The 16,391-nt window shown below is 62.2% G+C and carries 18 protein-coding genes; 8 read left to right on the top strand and 10 right to left on the bottom strand.

Features of this window, described 5'->3' with window-relative positions; translation table 11 throughout:
- Positions 1-49 precede the first annotated feature (49 nt).
- The 3 genes from C5J26_RS02960 (at position 50) to C5J26_RS02950 (ending at position 1,528) form a co-directional block, all read left to right on the top strand.
- Positions 50-475, top strand: a complete 426-nt coding sequence (locus C5J26_RS02960) for a helix-turn-helix transcriptional regulator (RefSeq protein WP_105400918.1) — start codon at positions 50-52, stop codon at positions 473-475.
- Positions 472-1,005: an SRPBCC family protein gene (locus tag C5J26_RS02955; RefSeq protein ID WP_105400438.1), complete on the top strand. Its 534-nt coding sequence runs from the start codon at positions 472-474 to the stop codon at positions 1,003-1,005. Before C5J26_RS02960 ends, C5J26_RS02955 begins: the two co-directional genes overlap by 4 nt.
- Positions 1,006-1,114: 109 nt before the next feature.
- Positions 1,115-1,528 (top strand): GFA family protein, encoded by a 414-nt coding sequence (locus C5J26_RS02950; protein WP_105400437.1) that lies wholly within the window; start codon positions 1,115-1,117, stop codon positions 1,526-1,528.
- A 6-nt stretch (positions 1,529-1,534) separates the two neighbouring features.
- Here the strand turns inward: C5J26_RS02950 and C5J26_RS02945 are convergent, their stop codons facing one another.
- Positions 1,535-3,184, bottom strand: coding sequence for an alpha-glucosidase (locus tag C5J26_RS02945; protein WP_105400436.1), 1,650 nt, complete (start codon positions 3,182-3,184; stop codon positions 1,535-1,537).
- A gap of 155 nt (positions 3,185-3,339) precedes the next feature.
- Between C5J26_RS02945 and C5J26_RS02940 the strand changes: the two genes are divergently transcribed.
- Positions 3,340-4,254, top strand: a complete 915-nt coding sequence (locus tag C5J26_RS02940) for a sugar kinase (RefSeq protein ID WP_105400435.1) — start codon at positions 3,340-3,342, stop codon at positions 4,252-4,254.
- 155 nt (positions 4,255-4,409) lie between these two features.
- Positions 4,410-4,928, top strand: a complete 519-nt coding sequence (locus C5J26_RS02935; RefSeq protein ID WP_105400434.1) for a hypothetical protein — start codon at positions 4,410-4,412, stop codon at positions 4,926-4,928.
- A gap of 32 nt (positions 4,929-4,960) precedes the next feature.
- Here C5J26_RS02935 and C5J26_RS02930 read toward each other — a convergent pair whose 3' ends face one another.
- Genes C5J26_RS02930 through C5J26_RS02920 form a run of 3 tightly spaced genes read right to left on the bottom strand, consistent with a single transcriptional unit; the run spans position 4,961 to position 6,057 of the window.
- Positions 4,961-5,368 carry an OsmC family protein gene (locus tag C5J26_RS02930; protein WP_105400433.1) on the bottom strand — a complete coding sequence of 136 codons (408 nt, stop codon included), beginning with the start codon at positions 5,366-5,368 and terminating at the stop codon, positions 4,961-4,963.
- A 15-nt stretch (positions 5,369-5,383) separates the two neighbouring features.
- Positions 5,384-5,815, bottom strand: a complete 432-nt coding sequence (locus C5J26_RS02925) for a type II toxin-antitoxin system VapC family toxin (protein ID WP_046633727.1) — start codon at positions 5,813-5,815, stop codon at positions 5,384-5,386.
- Positions 5,812-6,057 carry a type II toxin-antitoxin system VapB family antitoxin gene (locus tag C5J26_RS02920; RefSeq protein WP_046632839.1) on the bottom strand — a complete coding sequence of 82 codons (246 nt, stop codon included), beginning with the start codon at positions 6,055-6,057 and terminating at the stop codon, positions 5,812-5,814. Before C5J26_RS02920 ends, C5J26_RS02925 begins: the two co-directional genes overlap by 4 nt.
- A 176-nt stretch (positions 6,058-6,233) precedes the next feature.
- Here C5J26_RS02920 and C5J26_RS02915 point away from each other — a divergent pair, with 176 nt between their 5' ends.
- Entirely contained in the window at positions 6,234-7,295 is a 1,062-nt protein-coding gene (locus C5J26_RS02915; protein WP_105400431.1) for a glycosyltransferase family 1 protein, read from the top strand.
- A gap of 54 nt (positions 7,296-7,349) precedes the next feature.
- On the opposite strand, the gene der is transcribed toward C5J26_RS02915, so the two are convergent.
- Both der and C5J26_RS02905 read right to left on the bottom strand, forming a co-directional pair.
- A complete protein-coding gene (gene der / locus C5J26_RS02910; RefSeq protein WP_105400430.1) occupies positions 7,350-8,777 on the bottom strand; it encodes a ribosome biogenesis GTPase Der in 1,428 nt (475 codons plus the stop codon).
- Positions 8,778-8,808: 31 nt separating this feature from the next.
- Positions 8,809-9,480 carry a tetratricopeptide repeat protein gene (locus C5J26_RS02905; protein WP_046632833.1) on the bottom strand — a complete coding sequence of 224 codons (672 nt, stop codon included), beginning with the start codon at positions 9,478-9,480 and terminating at the stop codon, positions 8,809-8,811.
- A 265-nt stretch (positions 9,481-9,745) separates the two neighbouring features.
- Between C5J26_RS02905 and C5J26_RS02900 the strand changes: the two genes are divergently transcribed.
- Positions 9,746-10,744, top strand: a complete 999-nt coding sequence (locus C5J26_RS02900) for a polysaccharide deacetylase (RefSeq protein ID WP_105400429.1) — start codon at positions 9,746-9,748, stop codon at positions 10,742-10,744.
- A 632-nt stretch (positions 10,745-11,376) separates the two neighbouring features.
- Here the strand turns inward: C5J26_RS02900 and sbmA are convergent.
- Both sbmA and C5J26_RS02885 read right to left on the bottom strand, forming a co-directional pair.
- Complete coding sequence (sbmA, locus tag C5J26_RS02890) at positions 11,377-12,657, bottom strand: peptide antibiotic transporter SbmA (protein WP_105400427.1); 1,281 nt, start codon at positions 12,655-12,657, stop codon at positions 11,377-11,379.
- Positions 12,658-12,782: 125 nt separating this feature from the next.
- The gene (locus C5J26_RS02885; RefSeq protein WP_105400426.1) at positions 12,783-13,964 is read right to left on the bottom strand and encodes a YbfB/YjiJ family MFS transporter; all 1,182 of its coding nucleotides are present in this window, start codon (positions 13,962-13,964) and stop codon (positions 12,783-12,785) included.
- A 202-nt stretch (positions 13,965-14,166) separates the two neighbouring features.
- Between C5J26_RS02885 and C5J26_RS02880 the strand changes: the two genes are divergently transcribed.
- Positions 14,167-14,382 carry a hypothetical protein gene (locus tag C5J26_RS02880; RefSeq protein ID WP_046632826.1) on the top strand — a complete coding sequence of 72 codons (216 nt, stop codon included), beginning with the start codon at positions 14,167-14,169 and terminating at the stop codon, positions 14,380-14,382.
- Positions 14,383-14,431: 49 nt separating this feature from the next.
- Here the strand turns inward: C5J26_RS02880 and map are convergent, their stop codons facing one another.
- Both map and C5J26_RS02870 read right to left on the bottom strand, forming a co-directional pair.
- Positions 14,432-15,187, bottom strand: coding sequence for a type I methionyl aminopeptidase (map, locus tag C5J26_RS02875; RefSeq protein WP_105400425.1), 756 nt, complete (start codon positions 15,185-15,187; stop codon positions 14,432-14,434).
- Between the two features lie 68 nt (positions 15,188-15,255).
- Positions 15,256-16,299, bottom strand: coding sequence for an LLM class flavin-dependent oxidoreductase (locus C5J26_RS02870; RefSeq protein WP_105400917.1), 1,044 nt, complete (start codon positions 16,297-16,299; stop codon positions 15,256-15,258).
- Between the last annotated feature and the right edge of the window lie 92 nt (positions 16,300-16,391).

Raw genomic sequence — 16,391 nt, 5'->3', positions numbered from 1 at the left:
TTCAACCGATCGGTTGACAATGAAATCCTGCGCGCGCATATTCAACCACATGGTTGAATTACAAACACATCCGATCGATACGGTCTTTCACGCCCTCAGCGACGGCACGCGCCGCCGCATGCTCCGCGAGCTGGCACAGGGCGAGCGCACCGTCAGCCAGCTGGCCGAGCCGCACGACATGTCGCTCGCGGCGGCCTCGAAACACATCAAGGTGCTGGAAGGCGCCGGGCTGATCCGCCGCGAGATCCACGGCCGCACCCATCTCTGCCGCCTCGAACCCGGCCCACTCGCGACCGCCCATGAATGGCTCACCTTCTATGAGCGCTTCTGGACCAACAGGCTCGATATCCTGGAACGCCTTCTCAGGGAGGAGGACGCTCAAAAGAGCGCTCGGGACGAGATCAGGAAGAGCCCTTTGAAATCCCCTGCCCCACGGAAATCTGAAACTGAACCTGAAACGGGAGAAGACCAATGAACGACATGACATCGTTGAACAAATACGGCGCTGTAGCCGAACCTTTCGCCTTCAGCATCCAGCGCCGGCTGCCTGGCCCCATCGAGAGAATCTGGAATTACCTCACCGACAGCGATCTGCGCCGCCAGTGGCTCGCATCGGGCATCATACCGGCTCAGGCAGGCAGTTCATTCCAACTCACCTGGCGAAACGACGAACTGTCCGACTCGTCGGAAGGCAAGCCTGAGGGTTTTCCCGCCGAACACAGCATGCAGAGCGAGGTGATCGCCTTCGAGCCTCCGCATCGGCTCGTCTTCTCGTGGCCCCCACGCGGCGAGGTCAGCTTTGAACTTCAGCCGGCCGGCAGCGAAATCCTGCTCACCGTCACCCACCGGCGGATCTCCGATCGCCGCAACATGGTCATGGTCGGCGCCGGCTGGCACATGCATCTCGACATCCTGGTTGCCCGGGCAACCGGCGCCAAGCCTGAACCGTTCTGGGAAGGCTGGAGCCGCCTCAAGGAAGAATACGACCGCCGCATCCCGGCTTGAAGCATCGTTGTCGCCTCCGCCCCATGGTCCCGAGGACGCCTCGGACCCGGGCGGAGGTCTCAGCCGAACCCTTCCGTCCGCGGTTGGCGCCATCCCATGGAGACAAGATATGAGCACCTCTTTTACGGGCGGATGCGCCTGTGGCGCACTTCGTTATGAGATCTCCGCCGAACCGGCGGTCATGGTCGATTGCCAGTGCCGCCAGTGCCAGCGCGAAAGCGGCACCGGTCACGCCTCCCACCTCACCTTCCCAAGCAATGCCGTCAAGGTCGAGGGCAAGGCGACCCATTGGGAGGCGACCGGCGACGGCGGAACGGTCAAGAGGCGGGCCTTCTGCCCCACCTGCGGTTCGCCGGTCTACATGACGTTCCCCGCCATGCCGGACTACTTCGTCATCCGCGCCGGCAGCCTTGACGATCCGAGCCGGTACAAGCCGCAATTCGTGACCTGGCACGCCGCCGGCCACGCTTGGGACCATCTCGATCCGGCCCTGCCGAAATTCGAGAATATGCCGCCGACGTAAAAGCCTTCACACCCGGGCGCAGAACACGTCGAGGGCGTCGAGCTGCACCACGCCCTTGTCGAGCCGCGACATGAAGCCCGGCAGGTTGACCGGCAGGATTTCGCTGAGCCGCTTCGGCAGGGTGAAATCCTGGGCCCTGCGGGTCAGATTGAAGATGAACAGCAGTTTTTCGCCGCCCTTTTCGCGCACGAAGGCGAGCAGGTCCTGATTGGTATCGAGGAAGGTCATGTCGCCGTCGACGAGCGGCGGATGCACCTTGCGGAAAGCGAGTGCGGCCCGATAATGATGCAGCACGGACTCTGAGAGCCCCTCCTGCGCATCGACGGCTCGCGCCGCATGATCGCCCGGAACCGGCAGCCAGGTCTTCGAACCCGTGGTGAAGCCCGCATGCGGTTCGCTTGCCTCCCACACCATCGGCGTGCGGCATCCGTCGCGCCCCTTGAAGGCCGGCCAGAAGCGGATGCCGTAGGGGTCGCGCAGGTCCTCGTAGGAAAGCTCCGCCTCGGTCAGTCCCAGCTCCTCGCCCTGGTAGAGGCAGATCGAGCCACGCAGAACCGAGATCAGTGTGATCGACAATTTCGCGATGCGATCCTGCTCTTCCGGAGCCTCGATGAAGCGGGTCACGTGCCGCATCACGTCGTGGTTGGAAAAGGCCCAGCACACCCAGCCGTTGGTCACCGTGTCCTGCACGGTCGTCATCACCTTGCGGATGTAGGCGGCATTGAAGGCCGGGCCGAGCAGGTCGAACGTGTAGCACATGTGCAGCTTGTCGTTGCCGCTGGTATAGATCGCAAGCGTCGTCAGCGAGCGCGGGCCGTCGCCGACTTCGCCGACCGTCGCGCGCCCCTCATAGGTGTCGAGCAGCGCCCGAAGCCGCTTCAGGAAGTCGATATTCTCCGGCTGGCTCTTGTCATAGAGATGGTTCTGCATCGAATAGGGATTGGTATCCGTCTCCATGCCGGCACCATCCGTGTCGTAGACCATCGGCGGGTTGTTGCGCAGCTGCTTGTCATGAAAATAGTAGTTGACCGTATCGAGCCGGAACCCGTGCACGCCGCGGTCGAGCCAGAAACGCACCGTGTCCAGCATGGCGTTCTGGACATCGGGATTGTGAAAGTTGAGATCCGGCTGGGCGATCAGGAAGTTGTGCATGTAATATTGCTTGCGCACACCGTCCCATTCCCAGCCCGGCCCGCCGAAGATCGACAGCCAGTTGTTGGGCGCGGTACCGTCCGGCTTGGGGTCGGCCCAGACATACCAGTCCGCCTTCGGATTGGTGCGGCTTGAGCGGCTTTCTACGAACCACGGATGCCGGTCGGAGGTGTGGGAAATCACCTGGTCGATGATCACCTTCAGCCCCAGGCGATCGGCTTCCGCCATCATCTCGTCGAAATCGGCCAGCGTTCCGAACATCGGGTCGACATTGCAGTAGTCCGAGACGTCGTAGCCCATGTCGGCCATCGGCGAGGTGAAGAAGGGCGAAAGCCAGATCGCGTCGACGCCGAGCGAGGCGACATGCGGCAGACGCTCGGTGATGCCCTTGATGTCGCCGATCCCGTCGCCGGTCGTGTCCTGAAAGGAGCGCGGGTAGATCTGGTAGATCACCGCGCCGCGCCACCAGTTTGCATCGACCGCCTTCACCGCCTGCGTCGCCATCTTTGGACTCTCCTTCCGTCAAATGTTCCAGGCCAACCTAGTGCCCCCGGCTTAAAAGACAACGCAAAAGCAGGGCTCTGCCAAGTTCCGAGACTGCTCCCTTGCCACGGCTGAAACTTCGGCCTATGCGAATTTCAAAACACGGGAGAGATGCAATGGGCGGACGGCTTCTTTCGATCGGCGAATGCATGGTGGAGCTGTCGCAGGCGGGCGAAGGCCTGTTGCGCAAGGGTTTTGCCGGCGACACCTTCAACACCGCCTGGTACGTGCGGGCCTGCCTGCCGGCCGAATGGTCGGTGGATTATTTCACCGCGGTCGGCGACGATCCGCTGTCGACCGAAATGCTGTCGATGATGCGGAATGCCGGCGTCGGCACGAGCTTCATCCGCCGCATCGAAGGCAAGACGCCGGGCCTTTACCTGATCACGCTCAAGAACGGCGAACGCACCTTCAGCTACTGGCGCGACACTGCCGCGGCGAAGAAGCTCGCCGACGATGCCGACCATTTGCGAAACGCCGTGGAGGCTGCCGACATCCTCTATTTCTCCGGTATCACGCTGGGCATCCTCGCACCCGAAGCGGTCGAGACCCTGCTGTCGGAACTGCGTCGCGCCAAGGCTTCCGGCAAGACCGTCGCCTTCGACCCCAATATCCGCCCCCGCCTCTGGCCGAACAGGGACTATATGCTGAGGACGATCGAGGCAGGCGCCCGCGCGGCCTCGCTAGTCCTGCCGAGCTTCGACGACGAGACCACCCATTTCGGCGACGCGACCGTGGCCGATACCATCGCCCGCTACCATGCGCTCGGCGTCGGAGACGTCGTGGTCAAGAATGGCGCGGATGGCGCAACGCTGAGCTTCGCTGGCACCGCTCCCGTCCATGTCCCTTCGGTCAGGACCACCCAGCTCGTTGACACCACCAGCGCCGGCGACAGCTTTAACGGCGCCTTCCTGTCACGCCTCGTCCGCGGCACCCCGCCGGCACAGGCCGCGGCCTACGGCGCCTCGGTCGCGTCCGTCGTCATCGGCCACCACGGCGCCCTCATCAGCCCGGCGCTGCTGCCGGGCTGAAGCGCCGACAGACATGGCCGACAGCGACCGGCGACAGAGACCGAAACCGGCGAAAATGTCCGGCTGATTTCCTCGCTGCCTCATAAATCAATTCTCAGTCATTATGTGACAGGGTTGGGATCGATGAAACGATCGCTCCCAACGAGGAACAGAAAATGCGTATCGCGCTTGCCTTCCTGACCGTGCTGGCCCTCTCCCCGGCCGCACACTCCGCTCCGATCGACGTCCTGACCAAGGCCGAAACGAAGACCTATGAGGCATGGGGAAAGCTCGGCCTGACGGAGCGTCTGGTGACCTTCGTCACCGCGCCCTCCACCGGCTACGGCATCTACCAGGAAAAGCAGTCCAGCATTTTCAAGCCGGGTGAAAAGGTCATCACCTATGTCGAGCCGATCGGATTTGGGTGGAAAGAGCTTCCCCACGACATGTACGAACTCAACTTCGTGTCGGACCTGAAGATCAAGGCGGCGAACGGCGAGGTCATGCTCGACCAGAAGGCCTTCTCCACCAATGTCCTGCAGAGCCACAACGCCAACATGGAATTCTCCATGGATTTCACCCTGACCCTGACGGGCGCTCCGGCTGGCAAATATACCCTGACCTACACGATCCACGACATGAGCGGCGGCCAGACCTCGACTTTCGACCAGGAATTCACCATCGCCGCCAACTAACCGCCCCGGCGTCGGCTGCCCTCGCTCGAGGGTCAGCCGGCAACCCGGAACGACACCGGAAACCCGCGCATCACCGAATTGGCGACCGTGCAGACGCTTTTGGCGCGTTCGATCAGGGCCTCGGTGTCGGCACCATCGCCCGAGGTACAGATGACGTCGAGCTCGGCGCCGACGGCGATCAGCGGCGCGCCCTCGAGCTGAAGGGTGACGCTGACGGCGATATCCTCGATATCGATGTTCATCTCGTGCGCCGCATATCGGAGGTCGTTGCAGAAACACCCGCCGATCGCCAGCGCCAGAAGCTGCGCACCGTTGAACCCGAGATTACGCCCGCCGGCCTTGCCCTCCGGCCGATCGACGACGATCGTATGGCTGCCGGCCCACCCCAAAGCCGCCTCGGTTCCGGCTACATTGCGAAGCTCGACTGTCGACGTAATCATGGGCAATCTCCGCTCTCACGCCATGTCGGTGTGAATAAAATCCCCGCCCTTGTAGGCGATCTTCTGCCCTATGCTGGAAGCACAGGCATAAGTGAAACAGTCGCCGAGATTGAGCTTGGCCTTGTGGCCGACGATCTTTCCGTAACGAACCGCTGCCTCACGTGCCGCCAAACCGATCTCCGAGGAGATCGCGATCTCTTCTGCGGCAAGCGCGATCATGAACTCATCAACTGCCGCGCCAGCGCCTTGGACCATCTCCGGCGTCGGTCTTTTATCCTTGCCCAAAGCCTCTGCCTTGGCCCGTGCCAGCGAAAGGCTGGCTTCCATTCTGACGAGCGGGGACACGTAGAACGGCCCGCCCGCGTCATCGAGCCGCCGCATCTGCTCATCGGCATCCCCTTCCGGTTTCAGGATCGCAACGATGACCGAGGCATCGATAAACATCAGAGATCGTCCCAGAGGTCGTCGGTGAAGGCCTTCTGATCGAAGTCGGAATTGGAAGGCCCCAGCGCATCGGCCATGGCTCGCGCCTTTGCCAGCCGTTCCTTGATCGGCACCGTTGCCCTGACCCGTTCCAACTCGTGGCGCAAGGCTTGGCGCAAAGCCTCGGTCTTGGTGGGGACTTTCAAAAGCCCCTGCAGCTCGACAGTCATCTCGGCGATTTCCTCGTCGCGAACGAAAAGCGGCATCTGAGATATCTCCCTTGGAGCAATTGGATATCATCTTTCCCGATCCGCGGCAATTCCGCTCTGAGGCGCCCGATAAGCCCCCTTCATCAGCCTGTAACAAACTTTTCCGATAGAGGGCCGACAACGCTCCGTCACGCGCGAGTCGTGGACGGATCGGCAACCGGGTTCGGCCTTCCATGACAAGAATAACCATCGTGACGGATGCCTGGTACCCTCAGGTGAACGGCGTCGTCCGTTCGATCGAGAATACCAACCGCGAACTTGCTCAGATGGGTGTCGACGTGACGATGGTGACGCCGCAGGATTTCACCAGCGTTCCCTGCCCCACCTATCCGGAAATCCGTCTCTCGGTCGCCACCTACTGGCAGATCGCCAGTGCTATCCAGGCGTCGATGCCGACCGCCGTGCATATCGCCACCGAAGGTCCGCTCGGGCTGCTCGCCCGCCGCTGGTGCCTCAAGAACAACATCCCCTTCTCGACCAGCTATCACACCCGTTTTCCGGAATACGTGTCGGCGCGCTTCCCCATCCCGGTCCGCTGGCTGCATGGCTTCGTGCGCTGGTTCCACAATGCCGGCAATGGCTGCATGGTGGCGACCGCAAGCCTCGAGCGCGAACTCGCCAAGCTCGGCCTCAAGAACCTCTTGCGCTGGAGCCGCGGCATCGACCAGACCATGTTCCATCCGATGGATCTCGACGAGCGTCCTTTCGACCTGCCGCGCCCGATCTTCATGACCGTCGGCCGCGTCGCGGTGGAAAAGAACCTGCCCGCTTTCCTCGATCTCGACCTGCCCGGCTCCAAGGTCGTGGTCGGCGACGGTCCGGCTCGTGCCGATCTGCAGAGACGTTATCCGAACGTGCTGTTCACCGGCATGAAGACCGGCGAGGATCTTGCCCGCGCCTATGCGCAGGCCGACGTCTTCGTCTTCCCCTCGAAGACCGACACGTTCGGCAACACGATCCTCGAGGCGCTCGCCAGCGGCGTGCCGGTCGCCGCCTACCCGGTCACCGGCCCGATCGACATCATCGAGGAAGGTTCGGGCGCCGGGGCGCTCAGCGAAGACCTGCGCGAGGCCTGCCTTGCGGCGCTCGGCTGCTCGCGCGAAAACGCAAGGCAGCTCGCCCGCAAGTTCACCTGGGAAGCGGCTTCGAAACAGTTCCTGAACAATGTGCTGATTGCCCAAGGGCGGCCGAAACTGCCGGCCCCACGCGGCGGAATTCGACCTTCGGCGGTGTAGTCGCTCGCTTTTGGCACCCTCTTCTCCCCGCTGGGAAGAAGAGGGCAGTATGCCTTACCGCTTCTTCTTGCGTCCCTCGAACGGGTTTTCACCCGCCTTGAAATGCATGCGGATCGGCACGCCCGGAATATCGAAATCGGCGCGCAACCCGTTGATCAGGTAGCGGATGTAGCTTTCCGGCAGCGCGTCGGGCCTGGTGCAGGACACCATGAAGGCCGGCGGGCGGGCTTTGACCTGGGTCATGTACTTCAGCTTCAGCCGGCGGCCGGAGACGGCCGGTGGCGGATGCTGGGTCTGCACGCCGTCGAGCCAGCGGTTGAGCCTGGCGGTCGAGATGCGCTTGTTCCACACCTTGTCCGTGTCGATGATGCTCTGCATCAGCTTGTCGAGCCCGTAGCCGGTCTGGCCGGAAATCGGCACGGCGCGAAGCCCCCGCGCCTGCGGCAGCAGCCGCTCGGTCTTTTCGCGCAGATCCGCGAGCACCGCCTGCGTATCCTCGACCAGATCCCACTTGTTGAAGGCAAGCACGGCGGCCCGGCCCTCGCGCAGCACCAGGTCGACGAGCTGCAGGTCCTGCTTTTCGAAGGGAATGGTGGCATCGAAAACGATCACCACCGTCTCGGCGAAACGGATCGAGCGCAGCGCATCGGCAACCGAGAGTTTTTCGAGCTTCTCCTGGACACGTGCCTTCTTGCGCATGCCGGCGGTGTCGAACATCTTGATGGTGCGGTCGCGCCATTCCCATTCGACCGAGATACTGTCGCGGGTGATGCCCGCTTCCGGTCCGGTCAAAAGACGGTCCTCGCCGAGGAACCGGTTGATCAGCGTCGACTTGCCGGCATTCGGGCGGCCGATGATGGCGACACGCAGCGGCTTGGTCTCGTCGTATTCCGGCTCGGCCTCGTCCGCGCCCTCGTCCGCAAAATCGGAATCCCGGACGTCGATATTGGTCTCCGCCTCGTCATCGTCTTCCGGAAACGCCCGCTCCTCGCCGAGCGCCTCGACGATCGCGTCGCGCAGGTCGATCATGCCCTGGCCGTGTTCGGCCGAGATCGGCACCGGCTCTCCGAGACCCAGCGTATAGGCATCGTAGAAACCGGCGTCGGAACCGCGCGCTTCCGACTTGTTGGCGACCAGCACGACCGGCTTGCCGCTGCGGCGCAGAAGCTCGCCGAAGGTCTTGTCGAGCGGCGTCAGGCCCGACTTCGCGTCGACCACGAACAGCGTCAGGTCGGCATCGTCGACCGCGGCCTCGGTCTGGGCACGCATGCGGCCTTCGAGCGTCTCGGGTCCCGCCTCTTCGAGACCGGCGGTATCGATGATCGTGAATTTGAGGTCGATGAGCTTCGCGTCGCCCGGACGGCGGTCGCGGGTGACGCCCGGCGTGTCGTCGACAAGCGCCAGCTTCTTTCCAACCAGACGATTGAAAAGCGTGGACTTGCCGACATTCGGGCGTCCGACGATGGCGACGGTGAAGCTCATTCTGTATCCTTAAAGCCCTGGGCGAAAACCGTCAGGGCGCCTTGCCTGAAGAGGCGATGTTGTCGAGCATGATCTGCGCGCGGTTGGCGACGTTACGCGGCGCAGAGGCATCATTGGCAATCTGCTGGAACCATTCCTTGGCTTGCGCGAAGTTGCCGGCCTTGTAGGCGGCAAGACCAAGCGCCTCGCGGGCGGAATTGGCAAGCGGATTGGCCGGCACCGCCATCGGCTGCACCTCGGCGGCCACCTGTTCATAAGTGCCGTTGTCGATCAGGAGCCATGCGGCACGCATTCTGGCAAGGTCGCGCATCGCCTGCGGCGCTGCATTGTCCTTGCCGATTGCCGAGAAGGTGGCGATCGCCCCGGCTGCATCACCCTTGGACTGCTGCACCGAGCCGGCGCGCAGCTTGGCGAGCACGGGATAAGCACCGGTGCCGTCCTTTTCGAGTGCTTCGAAGGCGGCGAGCGCTTCGTCGTTCTTGTTTTCCGAAGCAAGCTTCAAGGCTGCCAGGAAACGGTCGCCGGACTGCGAGGAATTATGCGTGTCCCAGTACTCGTAACCGCGGTAGCCCGCCGTACCGACGACGATCAGCACGGCCACACCGATCACGATCCTGCCGTAACGCTGCCATGCCCCCCTGAACTGATCGGAGCGAAGTTCCTCGTTCACTTCGCGAATAAAACTGTCGTCGTCCTGCGCCATCAAAGTCTCCGGCCCAACCGGCCCATCATGCGGAAAAGCGCCTTCTAGCCTATTTTCCCTGAGATGTAAGGCCCCCCTTAACGACTGTCGCGCAAAAGTGGGCGCCGGTTTTGCCAGGACGGTGAGCGCAAGCCGAAAAACACCCGCCCGGGAACGCTCGTTGGCGCCTTTTGGCAGGAATCCGCACTTAAACCCGACCGCTCAAAGCTTTGCCTCATTCAGCGGCCACAAAGCCGGCTGCCCTCCGCCATGATTCAGGTGCCCGATGCGTCCACTTGCCCTTCCCCTCTTCCTCTGTCTTCTCGCCGCGCCCCTCGCAGCCAATGCAGCGGACAATACCTCTGGCAAGCCGAAACAGCTGGTGATGGTCTCCTTCGACGGCGCCGGCGCCAACAATCTCTGGCAGCGCAGCCGCGATCTCGCCCGGCGCACCAATGCCCATTTCACCTATTTCCTCTCCTGCACGCTGGTCATCGAGCGCGCCAATGCCAAAAGCTATCAGGGGCCGAACGAGAAACCCGGCAAATCGAATATCGGTTTTGCCCAGACGGCTGCAGAGGCCCGCGAAAGGCTAGGCCATGTCTGGCAGGCGCATCTCGAAGGCCACGATATTTCCAGCCATACCTGCGGTCATTTCGACGGCAAGGACTGGACGGCTGCCGATTGGACCGCCGAGTTCAGCACCTTCCATGACGTGCTGACCGATGCCTGGAAGACCGTCGGCGCCGGATCGGAGGAACCTGCCGGCTGGAGGAATTTCGTCGCGACCGGGATCACCGGTTTCCGCGCTCCCTATTTTTCCATCGGTCCCGGCCTGGTCGAAGCCGAAAGACGGGCCGGCATCCGTTATGACGCCAGCCTCGTCACCAAGGGACCGATGATGCCGGAGGAAAAGGGCGGCCTCATCCGCTTCGGGCTGCCGCTTATCCCGGAAGGCCCGGCGGGTCGGCCGATCATCGCCATGGACTACAACCTCTTCATCCGCCATTCCGGCGGCATCGACAATCCGAGCAGTTCCGCCGAATTCGAGGAACGCGCCTACTCCGCCTTCAAGGCCGCCTTCGACAAGGAATATGACGGCGACCGCATCCCCCTCCAGATCGGCCTGCATTTCGTCGAAATGAACGGCGGCGCCTATTGGCGGGCGATGGAACGGCTGGTGACCGAAGTCTGCGGCAAGCAAGACGTCGCCTGCGTGAGTTATCCGGAGGCGATCAGGCTAATCCGCGAACGGGAGAAACCGCGGGTGGCGTCAGGGCTGTAGAGTTTCGATAGGCCTGAGAGTTTGGGAGTAAAAGACCCCTCCCGGCCTGCCGGCCACCCTCCCCACAAGGGGGAGGGAGACCAAGCCGCTATGCGGGCGCCAAACTATCAACCTCGAACATCGGCCTCTGGGCACTTTCGCGATCGAAGATATGACCTCGTCATCTTCGGAAACATCCATGCCCATGATGGAGAACGGTGAGCGCACGGCATATCTCCCTCCCCCTTGTGGGGAGGGTGGCCGGCAGGCCGGGAGGGGTCTTTGCCGGGGGACGATTTTCCCTGCCCACAAAAACCAGCCCAGCCTCATCAACCCCTTACCCGCATTCACGTCCCCGTCCGTCCCCGCCTCCCGAAACCCGCTCCATAATCGACCCGTCATCGGATGGGAAACCGGGTTCGCGAACCGGCATTCTCCTCCAAGGGGTTTCGGACCCGGTTTCCGGTGATGGCTGTCGAACGTGGTGGAACGGGAACTGACAACTCCCGAAAAGCTGCAGGAAACGGTCGGGGCAGGCAGAACCACCTACCTCCCATATACTCGACACAGCCTGCCCCATTCCCAAACCAAAACCGCGCCGGACAAGATGTCCGGCGCGGCCAAAAATGCTGTCCTAAGACCTGTTACCCAAATCAATAGGGCTTGTCGGCCGCCAGCTCGCCGGCTTCGGCTTCCCGCTCCAGGTAATGCTGGTCGATGGTCGGCAGGGGCTGATCGTCGATGGCCGCTTCAAAGGCCTTGAGGCGCTTGTGGATGGAGAGCAGTTCGATGATCGTCGACCAATAGCTCACAAGATATTGGAAGCTGTCACTGACTTGGCCGAAGGCGGTGGAAATCTGTTGCCAGATGCCGAGCGTAATACGGCCGGCGACGAAAGTCGGCACCAAGATAAACATAAGAAAGATCGCGTCCAACTGGCCAAACGAATAACGTGCGACGTTGAAATAGAGATAGTGCCAGTACATTCGGAAATAGTTGCGCCGCACGTTGCCGAACAGTTCACGTATGGTGATCGGATCGGCGCGATCCACATGGTCCTCACCATAGACCAACTCCTTGCGGTACGCCGCCTCGACGCGCTGGTTACGGAAATTCAGCCCCGGAAGCTTGATGCCGGCAAGCGCCAGAAGGCCGGTGCCGAACAGTGACCAGATAATGGCAAGCCAGAAAAGCGCATGGGGAATGGCGCCTATGATGGGAAGATCGCTGACATGTTGGGACATATTGAACAACAGGGGCAGAAAGACCACCAGCGTCATCACGGAGTTGATGAGGGCCACGCCTAGTCCTTCGAGAATATTGGCAAATCGCATTGTGTCTTCCTGCACACGTTGCGAGGCTCCTTCGATGTGACGGAGCTTGTCCCATTTCGACATGTAGTAGTCGTTCATCGCGGTGCGCCAGCGAAATACGTAGTGGTTGGTGAAAAAGGCGGTTACGACGCTGAGAACGACCCCGACGAAACCTATCTCGAAGAAGCGGAGTTGGAAATCATAGAACTGCCACGCCGTAATGCCCGGTTCTCGGGCCAGTGCGCGCTGCAGGAGATCGAAGAAGGGGCCACGCCAATTGTTGACGGCGACGGATATCTGGACGCTGAAGTACGCGATAAAAATGATGAAAGCGGAGCCCCAAATTGACCAGTTCGCCCACGGATGATCCCGCTCGATCAGCTTCCAAGTTGAACCGAAGAGCACCACGAAGATCGTGAAATACAAATAGAACCAAAGATTGTCCGATGTGAAAAAGAAGCCCAGCCCAACTGGTGGCTGCACGCCCTCTGCAAGCGGCGGCAACCCAACTGCCGCCCCAATCTGCGGCCCAACCGTATACCAGACAAGAATACAGATCAGTGTCCAGATCGCAGCAGAAGTGAAGAACAGTTTAGGTCGGGGAAAGAATGAGTGGAACACGGAGCTTGGGCTTTCCTGAGTTCGAGTCGACGGGATGTCGGAACGACTATTGAGCCGGAAACTAAGGCAGTTCCAAGGGAGCGGCAATGGCCGCGTTCCGTGGTTACGTAATTGTAACCGTGGGATTATTCGGAGGTGCTGCGCGCAACCGGGAGTGCGAGCAGGACGCAGACGACAAGCGCCGCCGCCGCGATCAGCGTCGGGGCGACAAAACTGCCGCCGCTTGCTTCAGCGATCCAGCCGGCCACAAGCGGGCCGATGATCTGGCCGGTGCCGAAGGCGGCGGTGGCCGAGGCGAGCGCCCGGCGCGGGCTTTCAGGCGAGAGTTTCCGGCCGATCTGCAGCCCGTAGGCCGTGATCACCATGAAGGTGACGCCGAGCAGCAGCCCTCCGACAATCGCGCCGGCGGTCGGCGGCAGCATGACCGAACCGAGCACCCCGACCATCTGCAGCCCGAGTGCTGCGGTATAGGCCTTGGCGAGCCCGAAGCGATTGACCACCGGCCGCCACAGGATGAGCGAGACGGCGGCTGCCGAACCGGTCAGGAACCAGGCCAGGAATTCGACGATCGGGCCGGCATTGCCGATCCGCGCGATGGTGACGAGGAAGGTCGCGGTGATTACGTAGCCGAAGCCGAACAGGCCATAGGAGGCGGTGAGCAGCACCAGCGGCCTGCGCCATTCAAGCGGCGGCTCGACCACTGAGCCGGTGCCGATCGCCTGTTTCGGCAGGATCCAGGCGACGACGGCGAGCACGATGAGCACGATCGCCGCACCGGCAAGCCAGTTCATGCGCCATCCATGGGCGCCATCGCCGGCCATCGCGTTGACGACGAAGACCAGCGCCGAGGAGAGCGCGATGCCGAGCCCGACACCGCCGAAATGCAGGACGTTCACATTGTCGCGGCCGACCGCATAGGGCAGCACGATCGACGAGGTGAAGATCATCGCAAGCGCGCTCGCAAGCCCTGCTAGAAACCGGATGACGATGAAGGCGACGACGGAGTTCGTCGCAGCCATGGCAGCGAGCAGGATCGCGGTCGCCAGAAGCCCGCCGAGCGCCACCTTGCGCTCGCGCCCGGCCGCCCAGCCATAGGCCGACAGGATGGCACCTGCGAGGTAGCCGGCAAAATTACCCGCGGCGATATACCCTGCGTCGGCTGCCGAAAGGGGGATGCCCGTCATCATGCCGGGCAGGATCGGCGTGTAGAAGAAGCGCCCGAAACCCATCGCCGCCGCCATGGCGATCGAGCCGGCAAAGCCGATCAGCAGGGGGCGGTGCGAATAACTCGTATTGATCTGCAGCATGGCACGGTTATCGCAGCCGCGCCCGGTTGCGGCAAATAAGGAATTTTCATTGCAGCGATGCACCGGAATGATGGATCGGTATACAAGCGATCGTGCATGTGCCGCGACGATTTGGTGCAGTGCATGATGGAAATCGTCTTGCTGCTGACATGAAAGCCAGCCAATCTCTCACCCATCGCCATCGGGGCGCGGAGGCATGCGCATGGAACATGACCTGACCCTATCCGAAGTACTCGTCGATCCGTTGATCACCCAGCTTCGCCAGGCCGACTCCGTCGGTTACGCCGCTTTTGCACAATTGCTGCAGAGCGCGGCCCGCGTCCATACGCGCCAGATGCTTGGAAACCTTCAGACAGAGCGTACCGACGCCTTCTATCGTCGTGTCGATGCCGTGTCTGCCGGCAACAAACACAACTGACCGATCTGCCGTAACGGCAGCATTTTTCCGTAACGACAGAAGTCTTTGCTTAATCCGCAAGCGTCAGGATCAGCGGCCCGTTTCGGGTCGCGACGATCGTGTGCTCGTATTGCACGGTAGGTGCCTTGGGATCGCTGTAAAGCGTCCAGGGATCGCCGTTGCCGCCGTCCTCGGCCCAGTTGGCGCCGAGAGACAGGAAAGGCTCGACGGTGAAGACCAGCCCGTCTTCCATCGAACGTGTCTCGTGGCGGTCCGGCCAGGTCGGGATTTCCTTCGGCTCGTCATGCAGCGTCAGCCCGATGCCGTGGCTCGAAAGATTGGTGATCAGCGTATAACGGTTCTTCTTGGCGAAGGTCCCGATCGCATTGCCGATGCCGGAAAGCGGCCTGCCGGCCTTGACCTGCTGCAGACCGGTCCAGAGTGCGCGGCGGCCGTCGCGGCAGAGTTTTTCGATCTCGCGCTTCACCGGCGGCACCGCGTAGGAGGAGCCCGTATCGCCGAAGAAACCGTCCTTGACGGCCGACACGTCGATATTGACGAGGTCGCCCGCCTGGATCACCCGATCGCCCGGAATGCCGTGGGCGACTTCCTCGTTGACGCTGATGCAGGTGGCGCCCGGAAACTGGTAGCAGGTCTCCGGCGCCGACTGCGCGCCGTTGTCCTCCAGGAACTTGCGGCCGATCGCGTCAAGCTCCCGGGTGGTGATGCCCGGCTCCAGTGCCTTCGCCATGGTCTCCATCGCCTGCGCGCAAAGCCTGCCGATCTCCTTCAGCTTGGCCAGTTCGTCTTCGGTGGAGATAACCATGGTCTGCCTAACGTCCTAACGCGTCCTGTCTCGATCAGGCGCCGGTTTCGCGCCATCGGCCGAGCCCGTCAATTCTTTTCTGACGGCCCCAGTTCTTTTCTGACCAGCGGCGCCACTTTCGTGCCGTAGAGCTCGATGCCGCGCATCACCTGGTCATGCGGCATCGGGCCGATCGCCATCTGCAGCAGGAACCGGTCCATGCCGAACACCTTGTGGGCGGCGATGATCTTTTCGGCCACCAGTTCCGGCTCGCCGAGGAAGAGATTGCCGAGCGTCGAGCGCGCCTCGTCGAAATGCGCCCGGTTGGTCGGCCCCCAGCCGCGTTCGCGGCCGATGCGGTTCATCACCTCCGCCTGCGGGCCGTAGAACTGGTCGGCCGCCGCCTCGGTCGTATCGGCGATGAAGCCGTGCACGTTGATGCTGGTCTTCAGCTTGGCCGGATCCTGGCCGGCGCGGCGGGCGGCCTCGCGGTAGAGGTTGAAGAAGGGGGCGAAGCGCGGATATTCGCCGCCGATGATGGCGACCGCGAGCGGCAGACCCATGGCCCCTGCCCGCGCTACCGATTGCGGCGTGCCGCCGACGGCGATCCAGATCGGCAGTTCCTTCTGCAACGGACGCGGATAGACGCCGCGACCGTTGATCGGCGCGCGCTTCTCACCCTGCCAGGTGACGATCTCCTCGTCGCGGATGGCGAGCAGCAGGTCGAGCTTTTCGGTGAACAGTTCGTCATAGTCGCCGAGGTCGTAGCCGAACAGCGGATAGGATTCGATGAACGAACCGCGGCCTGCCATGATCTCCGCTCTTCCGTTCGAAATGAGATCGACGGTCGAAAATTGCTGGAAAACCCGCACCGGGTCGTCGGACGAGAGCACCGAGACGGCGCTGGTCAGCCGGATGTTTTTGGTGATCGCGGCAGCCGCGGCAAGCACGGTGGAGGGCGACGAGACCACATAATCCGGGCGGTGGTGTTCGCCGAGCCCGAACACGTCGAGCCCTACCTGATCGGCAAGCGCGATCTCCTCCAGCAGATCCTTGATCCGCCTTGCGCCTTCCGCGCCCTTGTCCAGCGCCGCGGCATCGACATCGCCAAAAGTATGAAGCCCGAGTTCCATCTTGCAAAAATCCATTCGTTGATGCCCGTCAGATAGTTATCGGGCTTGCTTGGCGCAAATGCTATTCTTTCGAAGGGAACGTTCGATGAAAT

This window comes from Neorhizobium sp. T7_12 (assembly GCF_002968535.1).
GTDB lineage: Bacteria > Pseudomonadota > Alphaproteobacteria > Rhizobiales > Rhizobiaceae > Neorhizobium > Neorhizobium tomejilense.
The sequence above is the reverse complement of the archived record's forward strand: the minus strand, read 5'-3'. Positions and strand labels throughout refer to the sequence as shown.